Here is a 24,938-nt window from a genome sequence, read left to right on the forward strand (position 1 = left end):
AGAGCAGCCATTTCGGCTGCTCTTTCTCATGTCTACTGTCCTTGCCAATCCCTTAATTTGTCTATGATCTTATCGCCCGCCTTGCCGGCGTCTTCCTGCATTTGATCTAAGACCTTCTTCCATTTTGGTGCTTCATCTCTTAATCGATCTTCAACCTGGCCTGCTCGCTCCTTTAATTCCTTCTCAAGCTTAGACGCTTTTTCCCTTATCGCTTGTTCTGTTTCTTTATAATCAATCGTTTTACCAGATATGCGAGTGTTTACAGATTCAACATCGAATTCCTCAGGTTTGATATGAGGAACCGATTCTTCCATAATCGAACGGTAAATCTTAACAACATCCTTTGAACTGCTGCTTGAAAGATAATGTTCGCGATCTGTCTTATCATAACCTAGCCACACTGCACCAACCAAGTTTGGTGTATAGCCAACAAACCATTGATCTTTCGTTCCATTAATGTCTGCGTAAGGAAGCTGCGTAGAACCTGTTTTTCCTGCGATTTGGGCATCATTTAACTTTGTACCTTTTCCAGTACCAGTCTCCACTACATTCAGAAGCATCGAAGTCATTTCATTTGCTACTCCTTTTGATGTGACCCGTGTGGTCGTTCCGTCATGCTCAGCAATGATTTTGCCAGTAGGCCCAACAATCTTGGTTATCAAGTGAGCATCATGCCGCTTACCTCCATTTGGAAAAACGGAATAAGCTTCAGCCATTTGAAGAGGGGAGACACCATTATGCATTCCGCCTAAAGCCAGCGCCAGGTTCTGGTCTTCCTTTTCAACCTTGATGCCAAACCTTTGTGCTGAATCGATTCCCTTTTCGAGGCCGATTTCATTTAACAGCCAGACTGCAGGGAGATTGATTGACTTCTCAATCGCCTCATACATCGGGACTTCTCCCTGGTATGTGTCAGAGAAGTTTTTTGGACTGTAGTTTTTAAAACTCATCTTCTTGTCTACTAGCATTGAATCGTAGTCATAGCCTTCCTCAAGGGCAGGTGTATAAACGGCCAGCGGTTTCATCGTTGATCCCGGCTGGGCCTTTAAGTGAGTAGCCCTGTTGAAACCTCGAAACACTTTTTCCCCACGGCCGCCAACCAATGCACGTACTCCACCGTTCGCTGGGTCAAGTAATACTGAGCCGCTTTGTACAAGCACATCACTTGCACGATCTGGAAACAGATAGTCCTTGGTATATACATTTTCAAGACCAGATTGAAGATTTTGATCCAATTCTGTGTGAATACGGTAAGCCCTCGTCATAATTTCATCCTGCGTCAAGCCGTATCTGCTTGTCGCTTCATCGAGAACTGCGTCAACATAAGATGGATACTTACGATCCGCAAGGCTTCCACCGCCATCTTCAAGTTCGATTTTCTCTTTTTTAGCTATTTTATATTCTCCATCTGAAATCATGCCTTGCTCTTTCATTTTAGCTAAAACAACATTCCTGCGTTTCATAGCTCCATCATAATTATTGTATGGATCTAGTGCCGAAGGAGCATGAAGAAGACCTGCAAGCATCGCAGCTTCACTGATCGTTACATCCTTAACATCCTTGGCGAAATACTTTTTGCTTGCGTTATTAATACCAAAAGCCCCGCTGCCGAAATATACCTGGTTCAGGTACATTTCAATGATTTCTTCCTTTGAATATACCTTTTCAAGTTCGACAGCTAAGAATAATTCTTCTACCTTGCGCTTATAAGTTCTTTCAGGTGACAGCAGTGCGTTTTTTGTTAACTGCTGTGTAAGCGTACTTCCGCCGCCGGTTATCCTGCCTGCGAATAAATTGCCAAAGAAGGCCCGGGCTATACCTTTGATATCAAAACCACCATGCTTGTAAAAACGTTCGTCTTCAATCGCAACCACTGCATTCGGTACATATTCAGGAATTTCTTTAATTGAAATTCCGCCTGTCCTATTTGTCGCTAGTTTGCTTGCTTCATCGCCGTCTTTGTCGTAAAGGACAGTTGCCTGGCTAAGACCATCCTTTAATGATTGGACATTGGCTCTGCTTGCAATGAATGCAAACCATAGAATGGAAAGTAGGATAAATACTAATAAGATCAATAACAAAATTTGTGTAAGGTGGCGTCTCTTCCAAAATCGGAGGATAGCATCCCAAAACCGCTTTAATAACTGCATAGTCGATCTCCTTTTAAATTGAAGCTTTTGTGTAGTTTTCTGTGCTGGTAAAATAAGGTTGGGAACCGAATTTATCTTTATATTATAAATGATTTTCCCATTCCAGCAAAAGCGGAAGCCTTTCTGGCAAATACTGCTTACATCATTAGTATTTGTAAAAAAAGAAAAAAATTTAAATAAAATTGAAACAAAATATGAAGTTAAGCGACTTATTACGGAATGGGGGAGTGATACGTGGAAGACAACAGGCTTAATATAAATGAAATTTACGATTGTTATCATCGGGATGTTTATCATTTCGCGCTATATTTTACAAATAACAAACAGGAAGCAGAAGACATTACACAAGAAACTTTCGTAAAAATCATGAAGTCGATTTCAAGCTTAAAGGATCCAGAAAAGCTAAAAACCTGGATTCTTTCTATTGCAAGAAATACTGCAATGGATTTGCACCGAAAAAGGAAGTTTGTAAGCCTGTTTCCTGAATGGGTATTCGATAAGGAGAAAGACTCTGTTACACCAGAAGACATGCTGATTCAAAAAGGCGAATGGACGGAGCTTCAAAACGCTTTGTTAAAACTTAAACAACAGTACAGGACAGTTGTTATTTTACGTGGGTTAAAAGAGCTTAGCATCAAAGAAACGGCAGAGATCCTTGGCTGCAGTGAGTCAAAGGTCCGGGTGGATTACCATCGGGCACTGCAGCATTTGAAAAAGCAGATATTAAAAAATGAAGAAGGGTGGGGACTGAAAGATGGACAATCGTAAATATGAGTCGTTTGACCAAAGATTCCTCGCGCCTTTAAAGAACAGGCCAGACATTGATCCAGATGAGAAATTTGTTGAGAAGCTCAGGACTGAGATCACCGAGGGACAAAATCAATTAAAACAGAACATTAAACCTAAATGGCAATGGCCGATTCTTGTGCCAATGGCAATGACCGTAATCATATTCTCAGTTTTGGCAGCATCATTCATAGGGGTTAATACAAATCAAGAAGATTCGAAGGTTGCGGATAAAAAAGAAGTTATTAGTGAGGATCACGATAAAGACGAAAATGGTAATGAAAAGGAACGAAATATTGATCAATTAATTGCCAATAATGATGCATACCAAACCATCTATCAACAGGTGTTCAAAGTTGTAGGCGCGCCAACACCAGGAAAAGAGCTTATTTACTATTTCGATGCTTTGAAAAAGGGAGATCAGGATTATTTGAAAGAAAAACTAATCTTTGAATTTTATGACCAGCCTGTGGAGGAAGTTATTAAGTACTATCAAAATGCCGATTTTTCGACTCTGGCATTAGAAACCATAAATCGCGATGAAAACGATACAATATTAAATGTTAGTTACTCCTTTACTGATGCAGAAACTGGAATGAAAGTACGAAGACGCTTATTAATTCAAAACTGGGACTCAAAGGACCTAAAAATTAGTGATGCTGTCTCTCCAGCTGATCTCAATGAGGAAAAAGATCAATTGGTGAAGGAAAAGGTAGAATTTATAGAACATGCTTTTAAAATTGGTTTATCAAAGGAAGCAGCAAAAGAAATCTTTGGCTCAGAATTCACCGAGATTGAAAATTCGGATGCAGAAGATGGCACAAAAAAGTATTGGACTTATCAATATTTGGTCGAGCCAGGAACAACCAGCGACCTTGACCAAGATTTCATGGTGGACTTTCCAAATCTTATAAACCAAAAAATCGGAGTACTATTTTCGATTGGCTGGTCATCAGAAAATAAGGCTTTGAAAATGTCCATCTTCTATACTCAGAAAGGAAAAGTGATGATAAAGACTTTAAGGCCAGACGGAACGATGAATGAAGTGGAACAAAAAGCTGGGGAAATCATATATGATACTACAGCATTCCGGCTTACCGAAGAAGAAAAAACTGCTTATAACTGGTTTAAAGTTGATCATGATCTCGATAATCTGAAAAACTTGTCTCCTATTAGTATTGCAAAGCTATACGTTCAGGCAGATCTGGAAGGAGATGCAGAAACTGAATATGCATTCTATACGACAAGACCAGAATATGTTATGTGGTCACAAGAAGAGCATATTAAATTCAGCGAGAGTGACCGAACAACTGCTGCACAAAAGCTGTCTGCTCTTGGGGGCATCCAGAATGGGAAGTTTGTTGAAACAAGTGATTTTGAAGGATATATAAGCTTTGAAAATGCAAATGGTTCGCAAGGGTTCAGGATGATAAAGGATCCAGATGGCATATGGAAGGTGGCCTTTATGGCAATCCAATAAAAAAGGCAGGAGGAACGGCATCAAAAAAATCACAATGGGTGAATTGTTCTTACTTGTTCTCTATGGATACACATGTTTAATTTTATTCGACCGACAAATCGAAGTAATATCGTAAAATCTAAAATAGGGTTAGGGATTAGAATATTCCGAACCCTTTTACCCCCAAACAAGTTGACATAATAAAATTATGTTAAATAACAATAAGAGAAACTCATTCTCTATTCCAGCATATCTCCAATGGAAATTATTGCATATTGGCTGATTATTAAGCTATTATTATTTAAAGATATTTGGGGGTGCATTCATATGGAAATTTCAGAGATTTATAGTGACTTACCGATACTAGAAACAGATAGACTTTTACTCAGGAAAATAACTGTTGAAGATGCAGAGGACATGTTTGTATATGGTTCAGATCCAGAGGTATCAAGATATGTTACCTGGAACCAGCATCAAACACTAACGGATACGAAAGAATTTATCGATTTTATATTAGACCAGTATGAGGCTGGGAGAATAGCCCCTTGGGGAATACAGTATAAAGAAACAGGAAGATTGATCGGTACGATTGACTTCGTCTCATGGAATCAACATCATCAATTTGCTGAAATTGGCTATGTCATTGCGCGGGAGTACTGGGGAAAAGGTGTTACAACAGAAGCAGCGAAAGAACTGATCAGATTCGGTTTCGAAAAAATGAATTTAGTCCGGATACAGGCAAGATGCTTCGTGGAAAACATCGGCTCGGAGCGAGTAATGGAGAAGGCAGGAATGAACTTTGAAGGCATTATCAGGAAAGGGATGCTCATCAAAGGGAAACACTGGGATTTGAAGATGTATTCCATTCTTAAGGAAGAGTATGATTCTATAAAATAACATTTTAATAAGTTATCACCTAAAAGAATAATGGCATGGATATTAATATCCATGCCATTTAAAATTCCACTGTTATCACTTTTTCTTTGTTTAATTCTTTTTTATTATTATCAAAAACCTTACTTGTGGTAATCGAAAAGGTTTTGATATCTGATTTTTCAATAATAAAGCCTAGATTTCCTGCTTTTTTTTCTCCAGGTTTGAATGGACCATTCAGTTCTTCCAGGTAGATTTCTTCCTCCCAAGTTTTTTGCTCACCAAGGTCTGTATCTATTTGCGCAATTGGAGCGAAGTTCAATGATTGTTCAGAAGTGTTCTCGACTTCTACGAAAACTTTTACAAAATCAAACTTCTCCTCATGGGTGTAGCTGTGAAAAAAGTCCACCATACTATATGAAGGACGATAATGAATGACTTTTGCTTCTTTAATCGTCAATTCCATTGGTCCAACCTTAACTTTATCCCCTAAATTTTTATAAGCAATTAATTCGGCTTCGCCTTTTTCATCAGACACAGTATTGCCCATCACGACTAGCTGGCGATCATCTGTTACCTGGGGATTTGGGACATACTCACTGGCTTCCTTTCTGGAAGGAGGACTTTTCTCTTCAGATTGATTTGTTAGAGGATTTGCACTTTGTTTTTGATCCGAGGTCTCCTTTTGATCATGTTCCTGAGTACAACCTGTAAGCGACGTTAAAATCAGCAAAACAATAAAAAATTTCTCATATGACACCTACCAGCCTGAATTAAACTAGTTTCCCCTGCCGTTAAGGGAGGGGAAACTAGTTTAAAGTTATTTGTCTTCAATGACAATTTCTTTATTTCCTTTTTCCAATAAGCTGAAAACATGCTTGGCAAGATCTGTGTTTTCAATCTTTCCTGCAAGGCGCTCTCTGCTTGGACCAAAAGCATAAACGTTAACATCTTCACCTGTATGCCCGCTTGTTGTCCATCCGGTATTTGATCGTTTATTTATAATCTCTTCAATCGCATTATCAATCTCAAGCACCTTTTTCTTAGCAGCTGCCTCTTTGACAGAATTGATTTCCTCTTCTGTCAAATCAAGGCCGATGTACTTTTTAAGCGTTTCTTCCACATCCGCATTTCCTGCAATCTCTTTTGCCATGAAGTCAGGAGTTCTTTTGAAGGCTTTGATTGGTTCAGTAAACCAGTTGTAAATGCCATCTGCACCGATTGTAAATCCTCCGGTAGAGTGGTCAGCAGTTGCTATGACAAGGGTATGCTTATCCTTCTTGGCAAATTCAACAGCTGCTTTGAAGGCCTTTTCATAATCTTCCATTTCACTCATAGCACCCACTATATCATTATCATGGGAAGCCCAGTCGATCTGGCTGCCTTCCACCATCAGAAAGAAGCCATCTTTGTCTCTATTAAGTCTTTGAATTGCTGAATTTGTCATATCTTCAAGAGAAGGATGATCTTCAGTACGGTCGATCATTTTTGGAAGTTCTCTTGGAGCAAATAGACCTAAGATTTTCCCATTTTTGTCTTTTTGCATCTCATCTTTAGTTGAAACAAAACTATACCCATCTTTCTTAAATTCCTCGATAAGATTTCTGTCGGTCCGGTCAAAAAGATCGGCTCCTCCGCCTAAAAGAACATCAATCTTATGTCCGCCATTAATCAATTCATTATAATAGTCATCTGCTATTGCATTCATATTTTTACGATGTACGTCATGTGCACCAAAAGATGCTGGTGTAGCGTGAGTAATTTCAGAGGTAGCAACAAGTCCTGTTGCTTTACCTTTTTCTTTTGCAGTTTCTAAAACCGTTTTAACTTCCGACTCATCATTATCAACGGCAATAGCTGCATTATATGTTTTCACACCAGCAGACATAGCTGTTGCGGAGGAGGCGGAGTCTGTAATATTCTGCTCCGGATCGTCTGCATAGGTAGATTGTTGACCAACAAGATATTTATCGAACTCTGTCTTCTCTGCATACTTTGTGCTTGGATCATCCTTTAAATACCTGTAGGCAGACGTATGAGCAGGCCCCATACCATCCCCAATCATGAAAATAACATTTTTAATTTCAGGACCATCGTGATGATGTTTCCCTTTAGCCTCAGCAGTAAAAGTACCCGCCAGGCTTCCTATCGCCAATGAAGAAATGACTGCAAAAGGTATAAGCTTTTTTTTGATGTTCTTCTGCATTTCCTTATCCCCTCCAATTGCTAGATTTCAAGATTCATTATAGACTATTTTTAGAAAATTTCATTTTTTAACCAAGATTAACATTCTTTGTAATGAGGCAGTATATGAGAGGATTTACATAGAAGGTATCACATTTCAGAACTATAGAATCGTCTTTTTGATGGACAAATCATCATTTTTATAGTGTGATAGTATTGGAAAAATCGAATATTGATTAAAAATCATATAATTCATGACGAAAGATGTGTTTTTTAAATAAAGAAAAATCCAAGTTAAAATTGTCTGCAATATCATGCAGATGGATTTAGGTACTGATACAATTAAAGAAGGAGGTTTTAAATTTGCTAAAGATTTTCATTACGCGTCATGGGGAAACCTTGTGGAACGTTGAGAAACGGCTTCAAGGATGGAAGGATTCCCCACTTACTGAAATTGGAATAAAGAATGCAGCAGCTCTCGGAGCAGCACTTGAGGAAACACCCTTTGATGCTGTCTTTTGTAGTCCGAGTGAGAGGTCTGTCCATACTGCCAAATTAATAGTGGGGAATCAGACGATACCTTTTTACCTGGAGCAAAAATTAAGAGAAATTAATATGGGAGATTGGGAAGGCCGCACACAATCTGAAATTGAAGAATCTGATGGCGATTCATTCCACTCGTTTTGGAATACTCCGCATTTGTATAATGCTAAAACTGGAGAAAACTTTGAGGATGTTCAGCATAGGGCTGTGGAAGCAATCAATGAAATCAAAAATGCACATCAATCTGGTAATATCTTATTGGTTACCCATACAGTGGTCATCAAATGCTTGCTTGCCTATTTTAAAAATCTTCCGCTGGAAAAACTATGGGAACCACCGTGCATTCATGATACAAGCCTTACTGTGATTGAAATCAGCCAAGTACCTAAAATACTCCTTGAAGGAGATATTTCCCATAAGAATGTGGCATTCATTTAAACTAATACATAAACTATTTTTAGACAGAAACTGATGTCCAGTTTCTGTCTTTTTTAGGCTTTGTTAACCAAGGCTGTGGATTCGTTCCAGGCGCTTCGCTTTCCGCGGGGCTGGCGCTGAGCCTCCTCGTCGCTTCGCTCCTGCGGGGTCTCACCTGTCCAGCTAAGCCCACAGGAGTCTACGCGCCTTCCACTACAATCCACAGAGTACTATTATTAACCTTCAGCTTTATCATAGCCTTTTTATTGAGTAGTTTTGATGAAAATTAGGATTGTGCTTTCTTGCAAGCAGGGGTAAGATGTAAGAGGTGAAAAAAGAGAGGAGTTGGTATTGTTGGGTTATTCAATAGAGCCTGATCCCGAGAGGCGCGGGGAAGTCGATCATCTCTTAGAATTGATATTATTGAATGCTGCAAGACTATCAACTCTTGTAAAAGGTAGTTGGCTTCCTCAATTATAAATGAGGAGGTTTGTAGAATGCTCGAAATTTTCAAAAGCAATGACGCGAGACAGCTGGAATCTGTAGAAGAGATATCCAAAGGCTGCTGGGTCAACATGGTACACCCAATTGAAGAAGAAATTACAAGGGTAGCAACTGAAACAGGTATTGCCATTGATTTCATCCGTGACGCCCTTGATGATGAAGAACGTCCAAGAATTGAAAAGGAAGAAGGCAATGTGTATATCATTGTCGATTATCCATATATTACGCACGATGAATCTGGATTTCCTATTTACGAAACGATTCCAGTCGGTATTGTCTTGACTGCTGGATGTATCATTACAGTGTCATTAAAAGAGACACCGGTACTGAATGAATTTAGAAGCAATAGGATGAAGGAATTTTTTACCTTTAAAAAGACAAGATTTGCACTTCAAATCTTATATGTCATTTCCATCTATTATTTGCGTTATCTGAAACAAATCAATAAGAAGACTAACGAAATTGAGCGTGAGCTCCACCAGTCTATGAAGAATAAAGAATTGTATGCGTTCCTCGCATTGGAAAAAAGTCTTGTGTACTTTACGACTTCCTTGAAATCCAATAAAGTTGTACTGGCGAAAATCATGCGTTTCAATTACTTGAAAATGTATGAAGAAGATAAGGATTTGCTTGAAGATGTCATTATCGAAAATACACAGGCGATTGAAATGGCTGAAACCTATAGCTCCATTTTAAGCGGAATGATGGACGCGTTTGCTTCTATCATTTCAAACAATCTTAACATGGTCATGAAATTTTTGACATCCATTACGATTATTCTTTCCTTCCCGACCATGGTTGCTAGTTTTTTTGGCATGAATGTCAACTTGCCATTCCAGCATCACCCCATGGCTTTCTTTTTCGCCCTGAGCCTGGCGGTTTTCCTTGCAGGATTAACAGCATTCGTTTTTTGGAAAAAGAAATATTTTTAATATTGAACTTCGTCTGGACATCCATATCCAGGCGTTTTTTAGTCTAAAAATCTCTCTATTAACATATTCATTTGGTAAGGAAAATGATTAGGGTGATGCTATGAGTTCCTTTTTATTGAATGTTTATAAGAAGATCGTAAGTGGTTTAATCATCATTGTTTGTATCTTTAGTTTGTTTCTGGCTGCTGGATTTATTTCATCGTCGAATATTACATTTTTTAAATTCAAGGTGAATGGAAATATCGGAGCTGATTTATTCCTTAGGATTATCAGCTATGAAAACCCATTGATTGGACATGCATTATCAGGGGTTAATCCCGATTTCTCTATTATTTCAACAGGTTTCAAGCTTATTACGAATATAGAGATGAATGATCTTAGGAGTCTGGTAAGGAGTGAAATTCCTGGGTTCATGTCTTTTGATTCGAACTTCCTGATTGCGGATGAAGGTGTGGATTTTACAGATATACCGAACGAATCGGCTCCACCCATGGATGTTTTGCTTCAGGAAAGAAATATGGCGGCTAATGAATTGAAGGAGCTGAACAGTGGCAATGGACCAACGGGTGCTCCTCCTTCTGAAAAATCCGTCTTTATCTATCACACACATAGCTGGGAATCTTATTTGCCATTACTCGGACTAGACGGAGCAGAGAATGAGAACGATGCGGTGGATGGTAAAACAAATATTACCATAGTAGGAGAGCTGCTAGGGAAAGAGTTGGAGAGGAGGGGAATAGGTGCAACTGTTGATAAGACAAATATTGGGCAGGAGCTTAGTAAAAAGGGATGGCTTTCCCCTAGATCTTATGATGTCTCTAGAACTTTAGTTAAAAGCGCGATGGCTGCTAACGATCACCTGGATTATTTTATCGACTTACACCGTGACTCTTTCAGAAAAGATTCTACAACGGCAGTAATTAACAATAAACCGTATGCAAAACTTGTTTTTGTCATAGGGGAAGAAAATAAAAATTTTCAGCGAAACGTAAAATTTGCAAATGAACTGCATCAGTTTCTGAATAAAAACTATCCTGGGATCAGTAAGGGAGTTTTACCTAAAAAAGGAATAGGTGTAGACGGTGTGTACAATCAGGATCTTAGCGGGAACTCATTAGTTGTCGAGGTAGGCGGTGTGGATAATAATATGAAGGAGTTAAAAAATACCGTAGAAGCATTAGCAGAAGCAATCAGCCAAATCTATTGGAAGGCTGAAAAAGTAAATGGCCAATAATCTTGAAAAGTATTTTTGGCTGATTTGGATGAGTGCAACTACTTTAATGTCCTATTTATTTTTTTCTCTGGCAATTACGATTGCTTTTTTCCTGGCAGGTCTTGCTATGGTCTGTAAAAACATGATTGAGGATTATCTAGAAGTGTACGAAGATGAAACTGGTGAATAGTTTTCAGCAAAAAAAACCATTGAGGTGACCTAAGAAGTCATCTGCAATGGTTTTTCTTATTCTGCTCTTTTCTATTTAAACCAGCCCTTTTTTCTAAACCATAAAAACATTGTAAGACCAATGATCGACATCGTGAACAATGCACCGAAATAGCCATATTGCCAATTGAGTTCCGGCATGTTCTCAAAATTCATTCCATAGATACCAGCAATGAAGGTAAGTGGCATGAAAATCGTAGTGATTACGGTTAGTACCTTCATCACCCTATTTGTTTCATGTGAATTCATGGAAAGGTAACTGTCCCGAATATCAGTCGTAAGTTCGCGGCTGGCCTCTACTTTTTCTCCAAGCCTTAATAAATGATCATGAATATCATTAAAGTATACCTTTCTGGCCAAAATATCTGCAAGCCTGTGAGAGTTGATCATCCGATAAACAAGGTCACGCATCGGAGTAATGGTATGCCGTAATGAGAGCAGCTCATGCCTCGTATCAAATAAATCTTCGAGTAATTCTTCCATGGACCGTCCAGCTGAATTTTCATCAATCTCATTTAATAAATCCTCGATTTTATATACAAGCGGAAAGTAATTATCTACTATCTTGTCTATAACATGATATAGCACAAGGGAGGGATCCCAGTTACCAGGTGTTTTAGTCAGTTCCAGCCGGCTCCAAACATCATCGATTTCACGGTTCATTTCCATATGGAAGGTGATGATGTAATTCGTGCCCAGAAACAAATCGACCTCTTCTTTATCCATTGAATCAGCGTTAAGTGCCTGGACAACAAAAAAGTTATAATCATCGTAATAATCGAGCTTTGGCCGTTGCAGCGTGTGAATGCAATCCTCGATCGCCAAAGGGTGGAACCTGAGCGGCTCTTTCAGATATTCTATTTCATCTGGAGTGGGCTCATTAAAGTCAATCCAGTACCAGCGATAATCTGCTGATATCAATTCAGGTATACTAATGCCAGTCCTTATTTCATTGGACTGGGTAATTGCAATGCTTCTGATCATATTGTCTCCTGATAAGCTTTTTCTTTTATCTTATAAAAATTTGCCAAGAATGAACAGCAAGAGCCACTGGGGGTCAATTCATCTTCCTAACAGATATAATGCCGCCATAAAATTACTACAATAATATAAATGCCATTAAAATCGAGAAAATTGGGGAATAATGAAAAAACTGCACAATGATATATACGGGAATGCTGTCCATTTTTCTGAAACACTGATTCTACCATTATAAAATAAGGCAATCATATAGATTTATACAAGACCCATTTCTATGTCATTAGAAGAAAAACGAAAGTAAATCATGATAACTATTGGTATGATAGTAAGAAGGAATTCCTTCACGGCTTTTATATTATTGTTTCCAGTAATTAACCTATCAATGCTACTGATTGCTAAAAAAGGAGGAAATAAATGCTGCATCACATAGAAATGAATGTATCAGACTTAGACAAAACGATTGAATTTTGGGAATGGTTTTTATCAGAATTGAATTATAAAAAATTTCAAAAATGGGATAGAGGGATTAGCTGGAAATTTGAGCATACATACCTTGTCTTCGTTCAAACAGAAGAGAGATTTCTTGAAGCTGGATATCACAGGTCACAAATAGGATTGAATCACCTTGCATTCCATGCGCAGTCAAGAGATCAAGTCAACGAAATAACACTGAAACTGAAAAATATGGGCATTCCCATTCTTTATATGGACAAGCATCCATTCGCTGGAGGCGGGGATCACTATGCGGTATTTTTTGAAGACCCAGATCGTATAAAAGTAGAGTTGGTTGCTCCATAAAATACTCATTTCACAAAGGGAATAAACATTATATACGGAAGATAAGTAGAGACCTTACAGGAGCACTTTGTTCATGAGTTAAATTGCGACATCCATTTCATCAGAGCTTTTCTAAGAAAGTACCATACTAAATTCTTCCATTATAATGTATAATCTATTAAAAATTCGAAATGGGGAACATGGATGTTTTCATTTAAAGTCGATGAAGAAATCGAAATTGAATTAATGCAGCAGCATCACAAGGAAGAATTATATGCATTGATCGATCATAATCGTGATCATCTTAGGGAATGGCTGCTATGGGTGGATAAAAGAAAATCTGCTGAGGACCTTGAACCGATCATCCCAATTTGGATAAGAAATTATGCTGATAATAACGGATTTGATGCGGGTATTCGGTATAATGGAAATTTAGTAGGGATGATAGGACTTCACTACATTGACTGGAAAAACAAGAGTACGAGCATTGGCTACTTTTTATCAGAAAATGCACAGGGGAAGGGTATCATCACAAGATCAGTTTCTTCCTTATTGGATTATTTATTCGCTCAAATGAAACTTAATCGGGTTCAAATTCAATGTGCCGTCAATAACACCAAAAGTATAGCGATCCCCGAAAAATTAGGTTTCTGTTCTGAAGGGGTTATAAGGGATGGGCAATGGTTATATGACCACTTTGAGGACCTAGTTACATACAGTATATTAGCAGTCGACTGGCAAAATAAAAAAAAGTAAGCGTCCGCCACTTGGCGGGTTTTACTTTAAAAATTCTCTAATAGAACGCGTAATCGTTACCTAAAGGAAAAGGGCACGTATATTTTACTTTTCCGTGCCCTGTTAACCGAAATCATCTAATATCTCTTCACACTATTTTTTCTTCATTCCATGCTTCCTCTGGCATTGGAATTTTTCAGGAAACTGCTTTTTGATCCCTCTTGATAAGGTGTCAGCGAATTTTACCATGTGATCTTCACCCTGGTCATATGCAGTAATATCTGCACCCCAGTCTTTTTTCAATCTTGCCGTTACTTGATCAGTAACAAATTGCAGATGCATGTACAAATCTTTTTTGAGTTCTTTTTCGTTGTAATTAGGGTTTGCACTGCTAAGGAATTCAGCTAAATCATCAGCATTTTTGTACCATTCAGTATTATATTTTTTAAAATTTGCCTGATCACCAGTTTTCGCGGCTACAACCAATTTTCCAGCAATGGCGATATGGTCCTTTAATAGAGCTCCTAACTTATTTCCTGCTTCATCACCGTAGTACGGTTTGATGGCATTTCCGATGTCCTCTTGATTTTTCATTAGTCGGGCTAGTACTTGATCCTGATCCTCCACGCCAGCCAGGTTGCTTTTAACATAATCCCTCGTCCACATCACGTGGTCAATCCAAAGCTTTCTCATCCCGCCCTTTAATTGTGCAACTGCATGCCAGTTACAATGCTGATGAGTTCTTTCGTTTCCCTCAGCATTTGCTGTGATTTGGGGAAGCCCGATACCAATGGCCATTATTATCACGATCACTTGCAAAAATAGTTTTCTCACGATATCTTCTCCTTTATGGTTAAAATAAACATTTGTTATTTTGTATTAAAATACATATTTCATTCCCTTGCCTGCACATTTTCTATTTCTCCTTCTTAAAATAGAGAGGAGGGATCGCAATGATTTTGAATGAAAAGTATTTTAGGCCATCCAAAAGTGAAGCAATAAATATTCTGAGATTGCCGCAAACAAGTTCACCAATACAGATGCAGGAACTACTAAAAAGCCCTTATGAGACAGTAATCCATTTTTTCAGTGTGATCCGTGAAGCTGAAAATTTGCTTCCAGGGAAAATGGGTGGGTGTGGGACGGTAGGAATGGCTAAGGAGCCTTTTCCAATTGCATATCAATTTTTATCAAAAGATTTCCATACAAAGTTAAGTTATAAAGACTTCCTTAAGCTTTTCGAGGGAATCGGCCACATTAACTTACTTAAATTGATACCTTTATCCAATGACCAGCTTTTTTATGAAATTGAAACCATAGAGGGGTCAGACAAACAAATCACCTATTTTGGATATTATTATGGTTTTATCAAAACTGTGAAGGATGCGGATGGCTACAAAATCGAGGGAATAACTCACACAGGAGAGGACTTCCTGTGCGCTGCTTACCATGGGTGGGCTCATGATGCAGAAGCGAATGTCGATGTAAGGTATGGTGAATGGTGTCATTTGATTAAACAAAAATACCCGATGGTAAAACAGGAGTTTATTAAATACAATGAATTCCTTGGTTATGATGGTCAGTACTATATGATTGTTTTTGTGGAATTGACAAATGGGACGGATTTGGAAATTGGACAATTTGTATGGAAGAGCGGCAATTGGGCTAAAATCCATTTCAACCCAAAGGATTGCTTATCAAGAAAGCAGATAGCAAGCTACTTTTGGTAAATTTCATTTGCTTATATCAGTGCACTGATTCTAGAAGCTTTGAAAAGTACAAATCAGTTATCAAGTTTGAAACTCAGTTACATTAATTATTTTTTCAGACAAGTAACTCACAACTAAATAATTCGTCTACTTAAATACAATCAGCAAAGCATATTACGGGATGGGAATGAAGAAGATGGTGTTTTCTATTGTTTTTCTTATTGGCATGGCTTTACCTTTCATTTTCTTTAAAGCAAAAGTAAAATGGCTCAAATGGCTGCCCGGAATGATATTTTTAATTTGTACATTGGGGATGGGGGTAAAAGTTTTACTTTTTCCCGCGGCTGAAATGGCTGTGTTGGGCGAAATCATCTATTTCATGCTGTTAGGAACTGCAGCGCTTGGAAGTTTTATCAGCGGTGTAATCATTTATTTCATGAAAAAGAAATCATTATAATTACGGCCCATCTAAAATGGCCGTTTTTTATTTGGCAGTATTGGAAGGAAATAAGCTTTTTCAAAAGAATATATTAAGATTTAAAGGTAAGTAATCAATAATTGCTATTAATGGGGGTTAATAATGGAAAGAGTAGATGTAGCATATGCTCTCATTTATTTAGAAGATGAAAAGAAGATATTGATGGTTAATAATGTTGGCAGCGGCTGGTCTTTACCTGGCGGGGCAGTTGAGCCTGGCGAAACACTGGAACAGGCAGTCGTAAGAGAAGCAAAGGAGGAAACAGGCTTAGTCATTGAAGTTGTTAACATAGTAGCAATCAATGAAAGGTTTAGGGAGGATAAAGGTGTACATGCATTATTTTTCACTTTTAACACAAAGATTGCAGGCGGAGATATTGCCATAAACGATGCAAATGAAATATCGGAGATTGAATGGGTTGATTTCCAGACTGCGAATGCATTAATGCCATTCCATCCTAAAGGAGTAGAATTCTTGCTTCAGAGTTCGGCTCCATACCATTTTCAAAGATAAAATGAGGTTGAAAGCATGAAAATTGAAAGCATTATTTTGGAACTAAAAAACTTAAAAATCATCCAGGACTGTTGGGATTATAAAAAGCTAAGCGGTGGAACTACGAGTGAGTTATACTTGCTTCAATCTCGATATGTGATAAAAAAGAATGAACCACAAGTTCTAAAAGCAGAAGCAGTGTTTCTCGAAGAGTATTCAGAGATTCAATTATTACCAACGCTTATATATGAGGAACCAGAAAATAATTACATAGTCTATTCCTATATTAGAGGTGAATCGATCTATAAAAGAAAATTCAAAAGGGAATTGTTGATTGAATTAGTACAAAACATATTCAATCATTATAAGATTGTCGAAACCGAAGGAGTTTGGGGCTGGGCAGATGAACCAAGTTCTACATGGAAGGACTTTTTACTCCATAGAGCCAGTGGAGCAACTACTATTCTTAAAGGTTTCCTTTCAGAAGAGGATCATGAACTTATTTATACTTTGATTAATAAAAAAGGAAGCAATACAATTAACCAGCCATATTTGCTTCACGGTGATTGTGGTGTGCATAATTTTATATTTGAAGAGAGCAAATTGACCGGTGTCATTGATCCAACACCAGTAATCGGGCCACGACTTTATGACTTGATTTACGCATTTTGTTCTTCACCGAATGACTTGAAAATAGAAACGATTGAAGCCGCAGCCAATACTCTCCTGGAAGACACCAAGAATTTGTATGAAGATGTACTCATAGGACTTTACTTACGCATCGCAACTTGTATTAAGCATCACCCTGCGGATTTTGATGACTATTTGAATGCATGGGAATTTTGGAAAAGACAGATAAAGCAAGAAAAAGAAGCCTTATAAACGTTGTTCTTTTTCTTGCTGCATTTATTGCTCTTCATCATGTGGAGCCGGAGTCTCAGTTTAATCACGATATTAATAAAAAGTTTATAATTAGGGTAAAGAGTATAAGAGTTTGTTATTCTAATGATGTTAAACAATAAGGAGGGAAATGGCATGGGAGAGTGTAAAATTGATCACAGCCATGAAGATGTAAAGAATAAATATGAGTCCCAGATGGGATTTCTGCCTCACGATATGAGTGATTTATTCAACAACTTTTTTGAAGAAGAGCATACCCAGGACATATTGAATGAAGTATTTCATTTACTAAAAAAGTATGACCTCGTGACAGAGGAAGAGAAAAGTGAACGTAACAACAGATTATATTTAGTTTTAAACAATGTTTAAGCAAAATTCAAGGGGCGAAAAGCTCCTTTTTTTGTGTGTTAATTTCAGAATATTCTTAGTTTAAATTATCGAAAAAATACCTATTGTCAGCTATAACCAGAAGGAGTAAAATTAGGTGGATATTTCGAAATCCAAAATAATTTTACTATTTTGAAAGAAGAGGAATGTATGCAAAGTCCTTCTGAGATAACAAAATGGAATGAAAAGAACAGTATCATTAATGGTGTAGCCTCGACTATCGTCATGAGTATGAGTAATAACTATTTTGCGCTGTTTGCCATAGGTGTCCTTGGAGCTACAAATTACCAGGTCGGTTTGATCAGTTCACTGCCTCAAATTATTGGGATGTTCGCGATGATCCTCGGTACAGCGATCATGAGCAGACTTCAGGAAAAGAAAAAATTCACAGGACAATCCATTTTTTTCACCCGCTTGTTCTTGATTGGAATGTTTTTTGTTATCTACCTGCCTGTTGAATATAGGGCTTGGATGTTCGTATTGCTGGTTGGTTTAATGAATTTGCCTGGTTCATTCGCAATGCTTAGCTGGCAGTCCTTTATAGGAGATTTAGTGTCTGACAGCAGAAGAAGCGGATTTTTCAGTGAGCGAAACAGAGTCCTGACCATAGCTGGCATGATCACGACATTGATGATAGGCATTGCCCTGAAATGGTTTGATAAAGTGAACCCGCTCCCTTACCAGATTTTATTTTTGATGGCATTCGCGTTTGGTGTTGTAGAAGTTTTTTATTTAAATAGACATATAGAACCCCAGAGAGAAGTAAAAACTGAAAAAAGTAAATTCAACTTTGGCTGGGATGCCTACAAATACAAACCATTCATATATTTTCTGATTTGCGGATTATTTTTTAATTTTGCATGGCAGCTGGCATGGCCGCTGTTCAATATTTACAATATAAAAGTAGCTCATATGACCGGTTTTTGGATCAGCATTATTACCGTCGCCAATCAGATTGGTCAAATTATTAGTTTTAAATGGTGGGGAAGGATGGCTGACAAGCACAGCAACGCGAAAATGCTGGCATTTACAGCAGTGGGAATGGCCACTGCACCGTTCTTGACCATCCTATCGACAAATATGTATTATTTAACCTTTGTTAACTTTACATCAGGATTATTCGTTTCAGGTACAGTACTCTTATTGTTTAATCAGCTGCTTGAAGTCACCAGGGAGGAAAACCGGGGGAGTTTCATCGCACAGTACAATATCATGCTTGCCATAATAGGCTTTATCGCGCCACAGGTCGGTGTCTACTTGCTCCATCTTAGTTCGGTTGAAACTGCTATGAACATCGCGTCCGGATTGCGTGCATTAAGCGGAGGGGTTTTTCTATTTTTCTTCCTTTATATGAAAAAGCAATATTTCACAAACAAGATCGCTGTACAAAGAACATAAGAAAAGCGCAAGCGCCTTGGTCAGCCCCGATAAGCGCTGGCCGACTAAAACCGTCACGTCCTGTGGCAACGTCGGCACTAGGACATCGAGTCAGTCGAAGGGCCGACCGGTGAAGTCGTTCTTTGACTTCACCTGAGCGAACCGAAATCGAAATGTGTAGCCGACTGCCCAGAAACGCAGAAACTGGAGGCTCCGACAAAGAAGCGCTCTTTGCTTCTGCCGGCGGAGTTGAAGTTTCGGAGTTTCTAGGAGGCGAAACTAGACAAGCGACTCGAGGGGCTAGGCGCTGAAGCTGGACATTTCTCAAAGTGAATTTTATACTTTTTATACTTTAAAAGAAGGAGCCATAAATCTGGCTCCTTTCAGACTGTAGACAACCTCGATAAAAGCGAGCTTGTTTACAGTTTTTTCATCTTGGTTGGGAAGTAAAACAGGTCTGTTGATTTCCGTTTCAGGCGCTTCGCTTTCCGCGGGGCTGGCGCTGAGCCTCCTCGTCGCTTTGCTCCTGCGGGGTCTCATCTGTCCAGCTTGAGCCCGCAGGAGTCTACGCGCCTTCCACTCCAATCAACAGGTTTTCAATAACTGATTTGTAATCTGTATCTTTATCGACAAGCTGGAAGGAGCCATTAATCTGGCTCCTTTTTTCTATACATGTAAATTTAAATATCTAATATCTTTTCTTAATTCTTAATCAGCTGCCTGCATTGCTTCTCTGCCGTTTTTGAATGGCATTCACACCCATGACGACAGCAATCAGTTCCTCATTTGATAATATATCTGTATCGTTTTTCAGCTGATAGGCGGGGGAAGCAAAAAAGCCGCTAATTTTTTCAAAACTTGCGACGGAGATGTCACCCTCTAAAACCTCATATTCATTCGAAAAAGCCTCAGAGGTTATCGTAAAAACACCGCGGCCATTTGCATCATATTCAAATTTCTTCGAAAAAAGGGAGAACTTAGAACCGAGAGAACCCAACTCGTTTTCCTGACTGTCGTATACCCTCCATTTAAAGCCCAACATCGGAAATTTCCCGCTAATTATCAATTCTCCTTTAGAACCCAGTACGTCTATTCCTGAACTGAACGCACTCCTTAAGTCGAGTTCACCGACAATTTCCTTCACTTCATTATAGATTTCCGTTCTGCCTGCAGAGAAAAAATTATCTTTAAAATAGAGTATATTATTATCCATTTTACACCTGCCTCGTGAAATAAAAGCTTATTAAAGTTACTACATGTACCTTTACTTGTTAAAAAAGAGAATCGTATTAATGATATTATATAATAATAGAAGGAAATTTTGCTTTTTTAGGAAGAAAAAGTAAATGGTAATCCTATAGTGAATAAAGTGAGCTTTGGTGCAGATGAAGTCCATCAGTGGGCACTAAAATGCATTTCATTTACCTTATGAGCAGGGGATCATGTTTAGAAGGAACAGATTTGCCGCTTAAGTTACTACCGAATCAAAAAGAGGACTCCTAAGTGCAAAATCTATAGGATAGGCTTGTGATAGCATTCGCTATTACTTTGTTAGCATTAAACTTTATAGTACTCACTGTTTAATTTTATTAAAGTAATCTATATAAATAGCAGTGTTTTTTTCACCATATAAATTCTTAGTGAGCTTTTTTAGATTATTGAAGGGAGAGTTATATGAAAATGAAACATGCACTAGTGATTGGCGGAACTGGAATGCTTGCTCCTGTTTCTTTATGGCTATTGGATCAAGGGTATAGGGTATCGGTGATTGGACGGAATCCAAATCGTTTGGAAAGATTAAAAGAAAAATCAAGCCATTCCGATCTTACACCGATCAGTGTAGATTATCGTAATATTGGGGAACTAGAAAAAAGAATTGCACTGAGCATACAGAAAAATGGCATGTTCGATTTAATCGTTGCATGGGTGCGCACAGATGCAGAAAAGGCTCTCAAAAACACGATTCAATTAAATACAGTTCCTGGGCATACTTGGGAATTAATACACATTCTAGGGAGTGGCAGAAATCTTGCCGAGACGAAAAAAAAACTGCCCATTCCTGATGATTGTATTTACAGACAAGTGCAACTCGGATTTAAAATAGAAGGAAATCAGTCAAGATGGTTAACAAATGAGGAGATTTCTTCAGGGGTGATAGATGGAATTCATAACAGCGACGCGGTTAATATAGTCGGTATGGTCGGGCCATCAGAAAAACGTCCATTAGCGTGATAGCATCTTGTTAGGGATATTAGTTGGGATTTGTTATAATCTATTCAAACGAACGATGACATACATAATGGAGTGATACCCAATGAAAAAAGCTTATGAAAAACGTAAGATTTACACCATGAATGAGGACGTAACATTCATTGGATTTGGAGCATTATCAATTGGAAGAGACTGGGGATTGGCAGATAAAGAGCGTCCGGATGAAAAAGAAGCTGGTATCGTTTTAAATTCTGTGCTCGATCTTGGCATCAACCTTGTCGATACAGCCAGTGCTTACCACCGGAGCGAGGAGCGAATTGGCAATTCGATTTCTAACAGGCGCACCGAATATATTTTAGCTTCAAAATGCGGTGAACATAATGATGAACCTTCTACCTTCTACGATTTTTCTTATAAGGCAATCAAGGATTCTATTGATCGAAGTTTAACCTTGCTGAAAACGGATGTCATTGACTTGATGCAAATCCACTTTGGACCAGAACCTGAAAAAGTGATTGCTGATGGAGAGACGGTCAGAGCGATGAAAGATGCACAGAAAGAAGGGAAAATCCGCTATCTTGGTGCCTCAATTGATGGGGAACTCGCAAAGCAATGCATCTTGTCTGGGGATTTTGATGTTATGCAGATGGAATATCATTTATTGAACCAGGAAAATGAAGACAACATCAAGCTTTGTGAAGAAAAAGGACTGGGAGTCTTAATCCGGACAGGACTGGGACGAGGGCTGCTGACCTCCAGAGCATTACAGGCAGAGTTCAAACCGGCAAAGCTTGAGCAATTGCTTGAACTCGTAAAGAATGATGGAGACCTTCTCTCAACCCTTGCATTAAATTTCCTGTATGAAAACAAAGGCATTAGCTCCGTTTTAATCGGAACCAAAAACCTTGACCATTTTAGAAAGAATATTGAACTGCTTGAAAAGGATTTTGACAAAGAATTACTGGCACAAGCAATCACGATTGGAACGAATTAATGAATTCCCGGCCTAAACCTCAGGCCGGGAATTTTTTGCTGACATGAAGTCAAAAAGAGTTAGTCAATAAAGGAATTAATTCGATCATTGGCGAATAAACCTAAAAATAATTTAATTGGACAGGTTGTGCAGATGTATGTTGATAATATATTTTCTCCTTGCTTATTTGATTGGCAGCTTGATGGCAGGATTCTTTGTTGTAAAGGTCCTTGGCAATAAAGATATCAGAGTGGAGGGAAGCGGAAATGTTGGTGCCAGGAATGCAGGACGGGTTCATGGCAAGACGTCTTTTGTGCTAACTTTCCTGGGAGATGCCTTAAAAGGAGCACTTGTCATCCTTGCAGGCAGATACTTTGGTTTTACCGATGAAATAATCCTTGCAGGGTTAGGATTTGCTCTTTTAGGCCATATCAAGCCAATTACGCTAAAGTTTAAAGGCGGCATGGGAATTTCAACATTTATTGGAGGGATGCTTGCCTTTGAACCATTAATAGCAATCTTCCTTATTGCTGGCTTTCTATTGTTGTATCCTTTAGTGAAAAGCTTTACTTTTGCAGGCTTAGGGGCGTTCATTCTTATTCCTATCACTTTACTTTTCCTTGAAAGCAGCTGGGGGATTTTTCTCATGTCAGGTATACTAGTTTTAATAATATTGTACGTACATCTGGACGATATTAAAGAAAGATTAGATAACAAATCTAAATAATTTCCGATCAGAGACAGTACAAACGCTGACAACCATTCAACTTGTCTGCATATAGTGAAACAAACAGACATTTTAGGAATGGAAGGATTGGTTATATTGATTAACTGGAGCGTAAGGTTGAGGAACAAAACCTGGGTAATCGCCTTTGTATCTCAAATTATGATTGTCACACAAATGGTTTTAGAAGGAATGAATTTGCTGGGCTGGACTTCATTTAGCTTATCAGACCAAGTTCAAAACAACGTATTGATGCTAGTAAATGGTATTTTCATCATTCTCTCAATGCTTGGAATTGTTCAGGACCCAACTACAAAAGGGCTAAAGGACAGCGAACGGGCAATGTCATATAAAAATCCGAATTAAAAATAAGCAAAATGTTTATAGAATACACATGTTGAGGTAAAAGGTAGAATAGGATAAATTATCCAATTCGAAAGGAGCCTGTATATGTGGAACTGGATTATTCTCTTGGTCATTGTACTTGCAGCTTTTTTATTAATAGAAGAGTTGAGCCAATTTTTTTGGCGCAGATATTTAAGAAATCCAACAGAATCGAAGAGTTCAAGATTGTCAGATTTTATGTCAAGAGCAAAACAAATGAAGCAGAAATACAGGAAGGATCCTTCGCATTAAGATGAAAGATTCTTTTTTAATATAATTTGCCTGGTTTCATTATTGAAATTTAGGTTTGGATAAATTAAGATTAAGTTAGAAATTCAGAAAATTTAGAAATGAATTTAGGGAGATGAATGAATGAAAAAAGCTATTCCGGAAAACTGGTGGAACCAACTAAAGCTACCTGCAATCGCTGCGCCGATGTTTCTTGTTTCAGGGCCAGAACTTGTAAGCGCTTGCTGTAAAAACGGAGTGATTGGATCGTTTCCGGCTCCAAATGCGCGGCCGATAGAAGTACTTGATGAATGGATGAGCAGCCTGAATTCTGAATTACAGGAGTTAAGAGCAAAGGAGCCTGACAGGAAGGTAGCTCCCTGGGCCATGAATATGGTCGTACATAGCTCTTATAGCCGGCTTGAGGATGAATTGGAATTGTTAAAGAAACATAAGCCACAACTCGTCATTACATCTTTGGGCAGTCCCAAAAAGGTAGTGGAAATCGTGCACGAATATGGAGGGCTCGTATTTTCTGATGTCAGCGATGTGAATTTCGCAAGGAAGGCGGCAGAAACTGGAGTAGATGGTCTTATTTTAGTTGCGAGCGGGGCAGGCGGACATGCCGGGGAAATGAACAGCTTCGCATTTGTAGATTCTGTCAGGACTTTCTGGGATGGGATCATAGTCTTGGCAGGTTCGATTTCAACTGGAAGAGGAATTTTAGCTGCTCAGGCTGCAGGCGCAGATCTCTCTTATATGGGAACAAGATTCATCGTTGCGACTGAAAGCATGGCAAATGATGAGTACAGGAATATGCTAGTTGACTCCACCCAGGAAGATTTAATCTTGACTGATGCCTTTTCCGGGGTAAAAGCCAATATGTTAAAGCCAAGTATTATTAAGGCGGGCTTGGATCCAGAAAAGTTAGCGAAAAAAGACAAAGTTGATTTTGATGCAATGCAAAAGGAAACAAACGCTAAAGCATGGAAAGACATATGGTCAGCAGGGCAGGGAGTAGGCGCCATTCAAAAAATTGAGTCAGCTGCAGAGATTGTTGATCAATTAGAATCAGAATATTATGAGTCCCTGAATAAATTAAAAAATAATGCGAATAAATTGAATCCTTTTCCAATAAAATAAAAGTGCTTTCATCGGATGCTTAGGTGTCCGATGATTTTTTATTTTACTTATGGATAAAGTTTGGTAAAGTTCGATTTAAGCAATAAAGGAATAATTCAAAATAATTATACAGGAGTTGGATTTAGTTCTGCGTATATAGAATATCATTCG

Annotated in this window: 27 protein-coding genes; 21 read left to right on the top strand and 6 right to left on the bottom strand. The window is 38.4% G+C overall.

Features of this window, described 5'->3' with window-relative positions:
- Positions 1-32: 32 nt before the first annotated feature.
- A complete protein-coding gene (locus tag AABM38_RS12605; protein WP_423406742.1) occupies positions 33-2,150 on the bottom strand; it encodes a transglycosylase domain-containing protein in 2,118 nt (705 codons plus the stop codon).
- A 234-nt stretch (positions 2,151-2,384) separates the two neighbouring features.
- On the opposite strand from AABM38_RS12605, the gene AABM38_RS12610 reads away from it, so the two are divergent.
- The 3 genes from AABM38_RS12610 to AABM38_RS12620 all read left to right on the top strand — a co-directional run bounded on the left by AABM38_RS12610 (position 2,385) and on the right by AABM38_RS12620 (position 5,292).
- On the top strand, positions 2,385-2,918 hold the full coding sequence (locus tag AABM38_RS12610; RefSeq protein ID WP_423406743.1) for an RNA polymerase sigma factor: 534 nt from the start codon (positions 2,385-2,387) through the stop codon (positions 2,916-2,918).
- Positions 2,905-4,416, top strand: a complete 1,512-nt coding sequence (locus AABM38_RS12615; protein WP_423406744.1) for a hypothetical protein — start codon at positions 2,905-2,907, stop codon at positions 4,414-4,416. The genes AABM38_RS12610 and AABM38_RS12615 overlap by 14 nt, the downstream gene beginning before the upstream one ends.
- 306 nt (positions 4,417-4,722) lie before the next feature.
- Positions 4,723-5,292: a GNAT family N-acetyltransferase gene (locus AABM38_RS12620; protein WP_423406745.1), complete on the top strand. Its 570-nt coding sequence runs from the start codon at positions 4,723-4,725 to the stop codon at positions 5,290-5,292.
- 58 nt (positions 5,293-5,350) lie between these two features.
- On the opposite strand, the gene AABM38_RS12625 is transcribed toward AABM38_RS12620, so the two are convergent.
- Together AABM38_RS12625 and AABM38_RS12630 are read right to left on the bottom strand one after the other, a co-directional pair.
- Positions 5,351-6,028 carry a DUF4352 domain-containing protein gene (locus AABM38_RS12625; RefSeq protein WP_423406746.1) on the bottom strand — a complete coding sequence of 226 codons (678 nt, stop codon included), beginning with the start codon at positions 6,026-6,028 and terminating at the stop codon, positions 5,351-5,353.
- Positions 6,029-6,088: 60 nt separating this feature from the next.
- The gene (locus tag AABM38_RS12630; RefSeq protein ID WP_423406747.1) at positions 6,089-7,474 is read right to left on the bottom strand and encodes an alkaline phosphatase; all 1,386 of its coding nucleotides are present in this window, start codon (positions 7,472-7,474) and stop codon (positions 6,089-6,091) included.
- Between the two features lie 341 nt (positions 7,475-7,815).
- Here AABM38_RS12630 and AABM38_RS12635 point away from each other — a divergent pair, with 341 nt between their 5' ends.
- From AABM38_RS12635 to AABM38_RS12650, 4 genes are all read left to right on the top strand, one after another.
- Entirely contained in the window at positions 7,816-8,433 is a 618-nt protein-coding gene (locus AABM38_RS12635; RefSeq protein WP_423406748.1) for a histidine phosphatase family protein, read from the top strand.
- A gap of 476 nt (positions 8,434-8,909) precedes the next feature.
- On the top strand, positions 8,910-9,848 hold the full coding sequence (locus tag AABM38_RS12640; protein ID WP_423406749.1) for a magnesium transporter CorA family protein: 939 nt from the start codon (positions 8,910-8,912) through the stop codon (positions 9,846-9,848).
- Positions 9,849-9,948: 100 nt separating this feature from the next.
- On the top strand, positions 9,949-11,082 hold the full coding sequence (gene spoIIP / locus AABM38_RS12645; RefSeq protein WP_423406750.1) for a stage II sporulation protein P: 1,134 nt from the start codon (positions 9,949-9,951) through the stop codon (positions 11,080-11,082).
- Positions 11,072-11,251 carry a hypothetical protein gene (locus AABM38_RS12650; RefSeq protein ID WP_423406751.1) on the top strand — a complete coding sequence of 60 codons (180 nt, stop codon included), beginning with the start codon at positions 11,072-11,074 and terminating at the stop codon, positions 11,249-11,251. The genes spoIIP and AABM38_RS12650 overlap by 11 nt, the downstream gene beginning before the upstream one ends.
- 71 nt (positions 11,252-11,322) lie before the next feature.
- Here the strand turns inward: AABM38_RS12650 and corA are convergent, their stop codons facing one another.
- Positions 11,323-12,273, bottom strand: coding sequence for a magnesium/cobalt transporter CorA (gene corA, locus AABM38_RS12655; RefSeq protein WP_423406752.1), 951 nt, complete (start codon positions 12,271-12,273; stop codon positions 11,323-11,325).
- Between the two features lie 411 nt (positions 12,274-12,684).
- On the opposite strand from corA, the gene AABM38_RS12660 reads away from it, so the two are divergent.
- Both AABM38_RS12660 and AABM38_RS12665 read left to right on the top strand, forming a co-directional pair.
- A complete protein-coding gene (locus tag AABM38_RS12660; protein ID WP_423406753.1) occupies positions 12,685-13,068 on the top strand; it encodes a VOC family protein in 384 nt (127 codons plus the stop codon).
- A 183-nt stretch (positions 13,069-13,251) separates the two neighbouring features.
- Entirely contained in the window at positions 13,252-13,803 is a 552-nt protein-coding gene (locus AABM38_RS12665) for a GNAT family N-acetyltransferase (RefSeq protein WP_423406754.1), read from the top strand.
- Positions 13,804-13,935: 132 nt separating this feature from the next.
- On the opposite strand, the gene AABM38_RS12670 is transcribed toward AABM38_RS12665, so the two are convergent.
- On the bottom strand, positions 13,936-14,616 hold the full coding sequence (locus tag AABM38_RS12670; RefSeq protein ID WP_423406755.1) for a glycosyltransferase: 681 nt from the start codon (positions 14,614-14,616) through the stop codon (positions 13,936-13,938).
- A 119-nt stretch (positions 14,617-14,735) separates the two neighbouring features.
- Here AABM38_RS12670 and AABM38_RS12675 point away from each other — a divergent pair, with 119 nt between their 5' ends.
- The 6 genes from AABM38_RS12675 to AABM38_RS12700 all read left to right on the top strand — a co-directional run bounded on the left by AABM38_RS12675 (position 14,736) and on the right by AABM38_RS12700 (position 19,146).
- Positions 14,736-15,512: a hypothetical protein gene (locus AABM38_RS12675; RefSeq protein WP_423406756.1), complete on the top strand. Its 777-nt coding sequence runs from the start codon at positions 14,736-14,738 to the stop codon at positions 15,510-15,512.
- 166 nt (positions 15,513-15,678) lie between these two features.
- Complete coding sequence (locus tag AABM38_RS12680; protein WP_423406757.1) at positions 15,679-15,948, top strand: hypothetical protein; 270 nt, start codon at positions 15,679-15,681, stop codon at positions 15,946-15,948.
- Positions 15,949-16,071: 123 nt separating this feature from the next.
- Positions 16,072-16,482, top strand: coding sequence for an NUDIX hydrolase (locus tag AABM38_RS12685; RefSeq protein ID WP_423406758.1), 411 nt, complete (start codon positions 16,072-16,074; stop codon positions 16,480-16,482).
- Between the two features lie 15 nt (positions 16,483-16,497).
- Entirely contained in the window at positions 16,498-17,343 is an 846-nt protein-coding gene (locus tag AABM38_RS12690) for a phosphotransferase (protein ID WP_423406759.1), read from the top strand.
- 153 nt (positions 17,344-17,496) lie between these two features.
- Positions 17,497-17,730, top strand: a complete 234-nt coding sequence (locus tag AABM38_RS12695) for a hypothetical protein (RefSeq protein WP_423406760.1) — start codon at positions 17,497-17,499, stop codon at positions 17,728-17,730.
- Between the two features lie 168 nt (positions 17,731-17,898).
- On the top strand, positions 17,899-19,146 hold the full coding sequence (locus AABM38_RS12700) for an MFS transporter (protein ID WP_423406761.1): 1,248 nt from the start codon (positions 17,899-17,901) through the stop codon (positions 19,144-19,146).
- Between the two features lie 691 nt (positions 19,147-19,837).
- Here the strand turns inward: AABM38_RS12700 and AABM38_RS12705 are convergent.
- The gene (locus AABM38_RS12705) at positions 19,838-20,338 is read right to left on the bottom strand and encodes a hypothetical protein (RefSeq protein WP_423406762.1); all 501 of its coding nucleotides are present in this window, start codon (positions 20,336-20,338) and stop codon (positions 19,838-19,840) included.
- A gap of 461 nt (positions 20,339-20,799) precedes the next feature.
- Here AABM38_RS12705 and AABM38_RS12710 point away from each other — a divergent pair, with 461 nt between their 5' ends.
- From AABM38_RS12710 to AABM38_RS12735, 6 genes are all read left to right on the top strand, one after another.
- Positions 20,800-21,357, top strand: a complete 558-nt coding sequence (locus AABM38_RS12710) for a short-chain dehydrogenase (RefSeq protein WP_423406763.1) — start codon at positions 20,800-20,802, stop codon at positions 21,355-21,357.
- A gap of 82 nt (positions 21,358-21,439) precedes the next feature.
- Positions 21,440-22,330 (top strand): aldo/keto reductase, encoded by an 891-nt coding sequence (locus tag AABM38_RS12715; protein WP_423406764.1) that lies wholly within the window; start codon positions 21,440-21,442, stop codon positions 22,328-22,330.
- Positions 22,331-22,466: 136 nt separating this feature from the next.
- Positions 22,467-23,036 carry a glycerol-3-phosphate acyltransferase gene (locus tag AABM38_RS12720; RefSeq protein WP_423406765.1) on the top strand — a complete coding sequence of 190 codons (570 nt, stop codon included), beginning with the start codon at positions 22,467-22,469 and terminating at the stop codon, positions 23,034-23,036.
- A gap of 117 nt (positions 23,037-23,153) precedes the next feature.
- Positions 23,154-23,399 (top strand): phage holin, encoded by a 246-nt coding sequence (locus AABM38_RS12725; protein ID WP_423406766.1) that lies wholly within the window; start codon positions 23,154-23,156, stop codon positions 23,397-23,399.
- Between the two features lie 84 nt (positions 23,400-23,483).
- Positions 23,484-23,669: a hypothetical protein gene (locus tag AABM38_RS12730; RefSeq protein WP_423406767.1), complete on the top strand. Its 186-nt coding sequence runs from the start codon at positions 23,484-23,486 to the stop codon at positions 23,667-23,669.
- Positions 23,670-23,789: 120 nt separating this feature from the next.
- Positions 23,790-24,788, top strand: a complete 999-nt coding sequence (locus AABM38_RS12735) for an NAD(P)H-dependent flavin oxidoreductase (RefSeq protein ID WP_423406768.1) — start codon at positions 23,790-23,792, stop codon at positions 24,786-24,788.
- Positions 24,789-24,938: the final 150 nt, after the last annotated feature.

The organism is Heyndrickxia sp. MSNUG, assembly GCF_049532715.1.
In the GTDB taxonomy this organism is placed as follows: domain Bacteria; phylum Bacillota; class Bacilli; order Bacillales; family Cytobacillaceae; genus Mesobacillus.

Coding starts and splice junctions, on each gene's coding strand:
- AABM38_RS12605 (WP_423406742.1), bottom strand. CDS start 2,150: ATGCAGTTATTAAAGCGGTTTTGGGATGCTATCCTCCGATTTTGGAAG.
- AABM38_RS12615 (WP_423406744.1), top strand. CDS start 2,905: ATGGACAATCGTAAATATGAGTCGTTTGACCAAAGATTCCTCGCGCCT.
- AABM38_RS12620 (WP_423406745.1), top strand. CDS start 4,723: ATGGAAATTTCAGAGATTTATAGTGACTTACCGATACTAGAAACAGAT.
- AABM38_RS12630 (WP_423406747.1), bottom strand. CDS start 7,474: ATGCAGAAGAACATCAAAAAAAAGCTTATACCTTTTGCAGTCATTTCT.
- AABM38_RS12640 (WP_423406749.1), top strand. CDS start 8,910: ATGCTCGAAATTTTCAAAAGCAATGACGCGAGACAGCTGGAATCTGTA.
- spoIIP (WP_423406750.1), top strand. CDS start 9,949: ATGAGTTCCTTTTTATTGAATGTTTATAAGAAGATCGTAAGTGGTTTA.
- AABM38_RS12650 (WP_423406751.1), top strand. CDS start 11,072: ATGGCCAATAATCTTGAAAAGTATTTTTGGCTGATTTGGATGAGTGCA.
- corA (WP_423406752.1), bottom strand. CDS start 12,273: ATGATCAGAAGCATTGCAATTACCCAGTCCAATGAAATAAGGACTGGC.
- AABM38_RS12660 (WP_423406753.1), top strand. CDS start 12,685: ATGCTGCATCACATAGAAATGAATGTATCAGACTTAGACAAAACGATT.
- AABM38_RS12665 (WP_423406754.1), top strand. CDS start 13,252: ATGTTTTCATTTAAAGTCGATGAAGAAATCGAAATTGAATTAATGCAG.
- AABM38_RS12675 (WP_423406756.1), top strand. CDS start 14,736: ATGATTTTGAATGAAAAGTATTTTAGGCCATCCAAAAGTGAAGCAATA.
- AABM38_RS12680 (WP_423406757.1), top strand. CDS start 15,679: ATGAAGAAGATGGTGTTTTCTATTGTTTTTCTTATTGGCATGGCTTTA.
- AABM38_RS12685 (WP_423406758.1), top strand. CDS start 16,072: ATGGAAAGAGTAGATGTAGCATATGCTCTCATTTATTTAGAAGATGAA.
- AABM38_RS12690 (WP_423406759.1), top strand. CDS start 16,498: ATGAAAATTGAAAGCATTATTTTGGAACTAAAAAACTTAAAAATCATC.
- AABM38_RS12695 (WP_423406760.1), top strand. CDS start 17,497: ATGGGAGAGTGTAAAATTGATCACAGCCATGAAGATGTAAAGAATAAA.
- AABM38_RS12700 (WP_423406761.1), top strand. CDS start 17,899: ATGCAAAGTCCTTCTGAGATAACAAAATGGAATGAAAAGAACAGTATC.
- AABM38_RS12705 (WP_423406762.1), bottom strand. CDS start 20,338: ATGGATAATAATATACTCTATTTTAAAGATAATTTTTTCTCTGCAGGC.
- AABM38_RS12710 (WP_423406763.1), top strand. CDS start 20,800: ATGAAAATGAAACATGCACTAGTGATTGGCGGAACTGGAATGCTTGCT.
- AABM38_RS12715 (WP_423406764.1), top strand. CDS start 21,440: ATGAAAAAAGCTTATGAAAAACGTAAGATTTACACCATGAATGAGGAC.
- AABM38_RS12720 (WP_423406765.1), top strand. CDS start 22,467: ATGTTGATAATATATTTTCTCCTTGCTTATTTGATTGGCAGCTTGATG.
- AABM38_RS12730 (WP_423406767.1), top strand. CDS start 23,484: ATGTGGAACTGGATTATTCTCTTGGTCATTGTACTTGCAGCTTTTTTA.
- AABM38_RS12735 (WP_423406768.1), top strand. CDS start 23,790: ATGAAAAAAGCTATTCCGGAAAACTGGTGGAACCAACTAAAGCTACCT.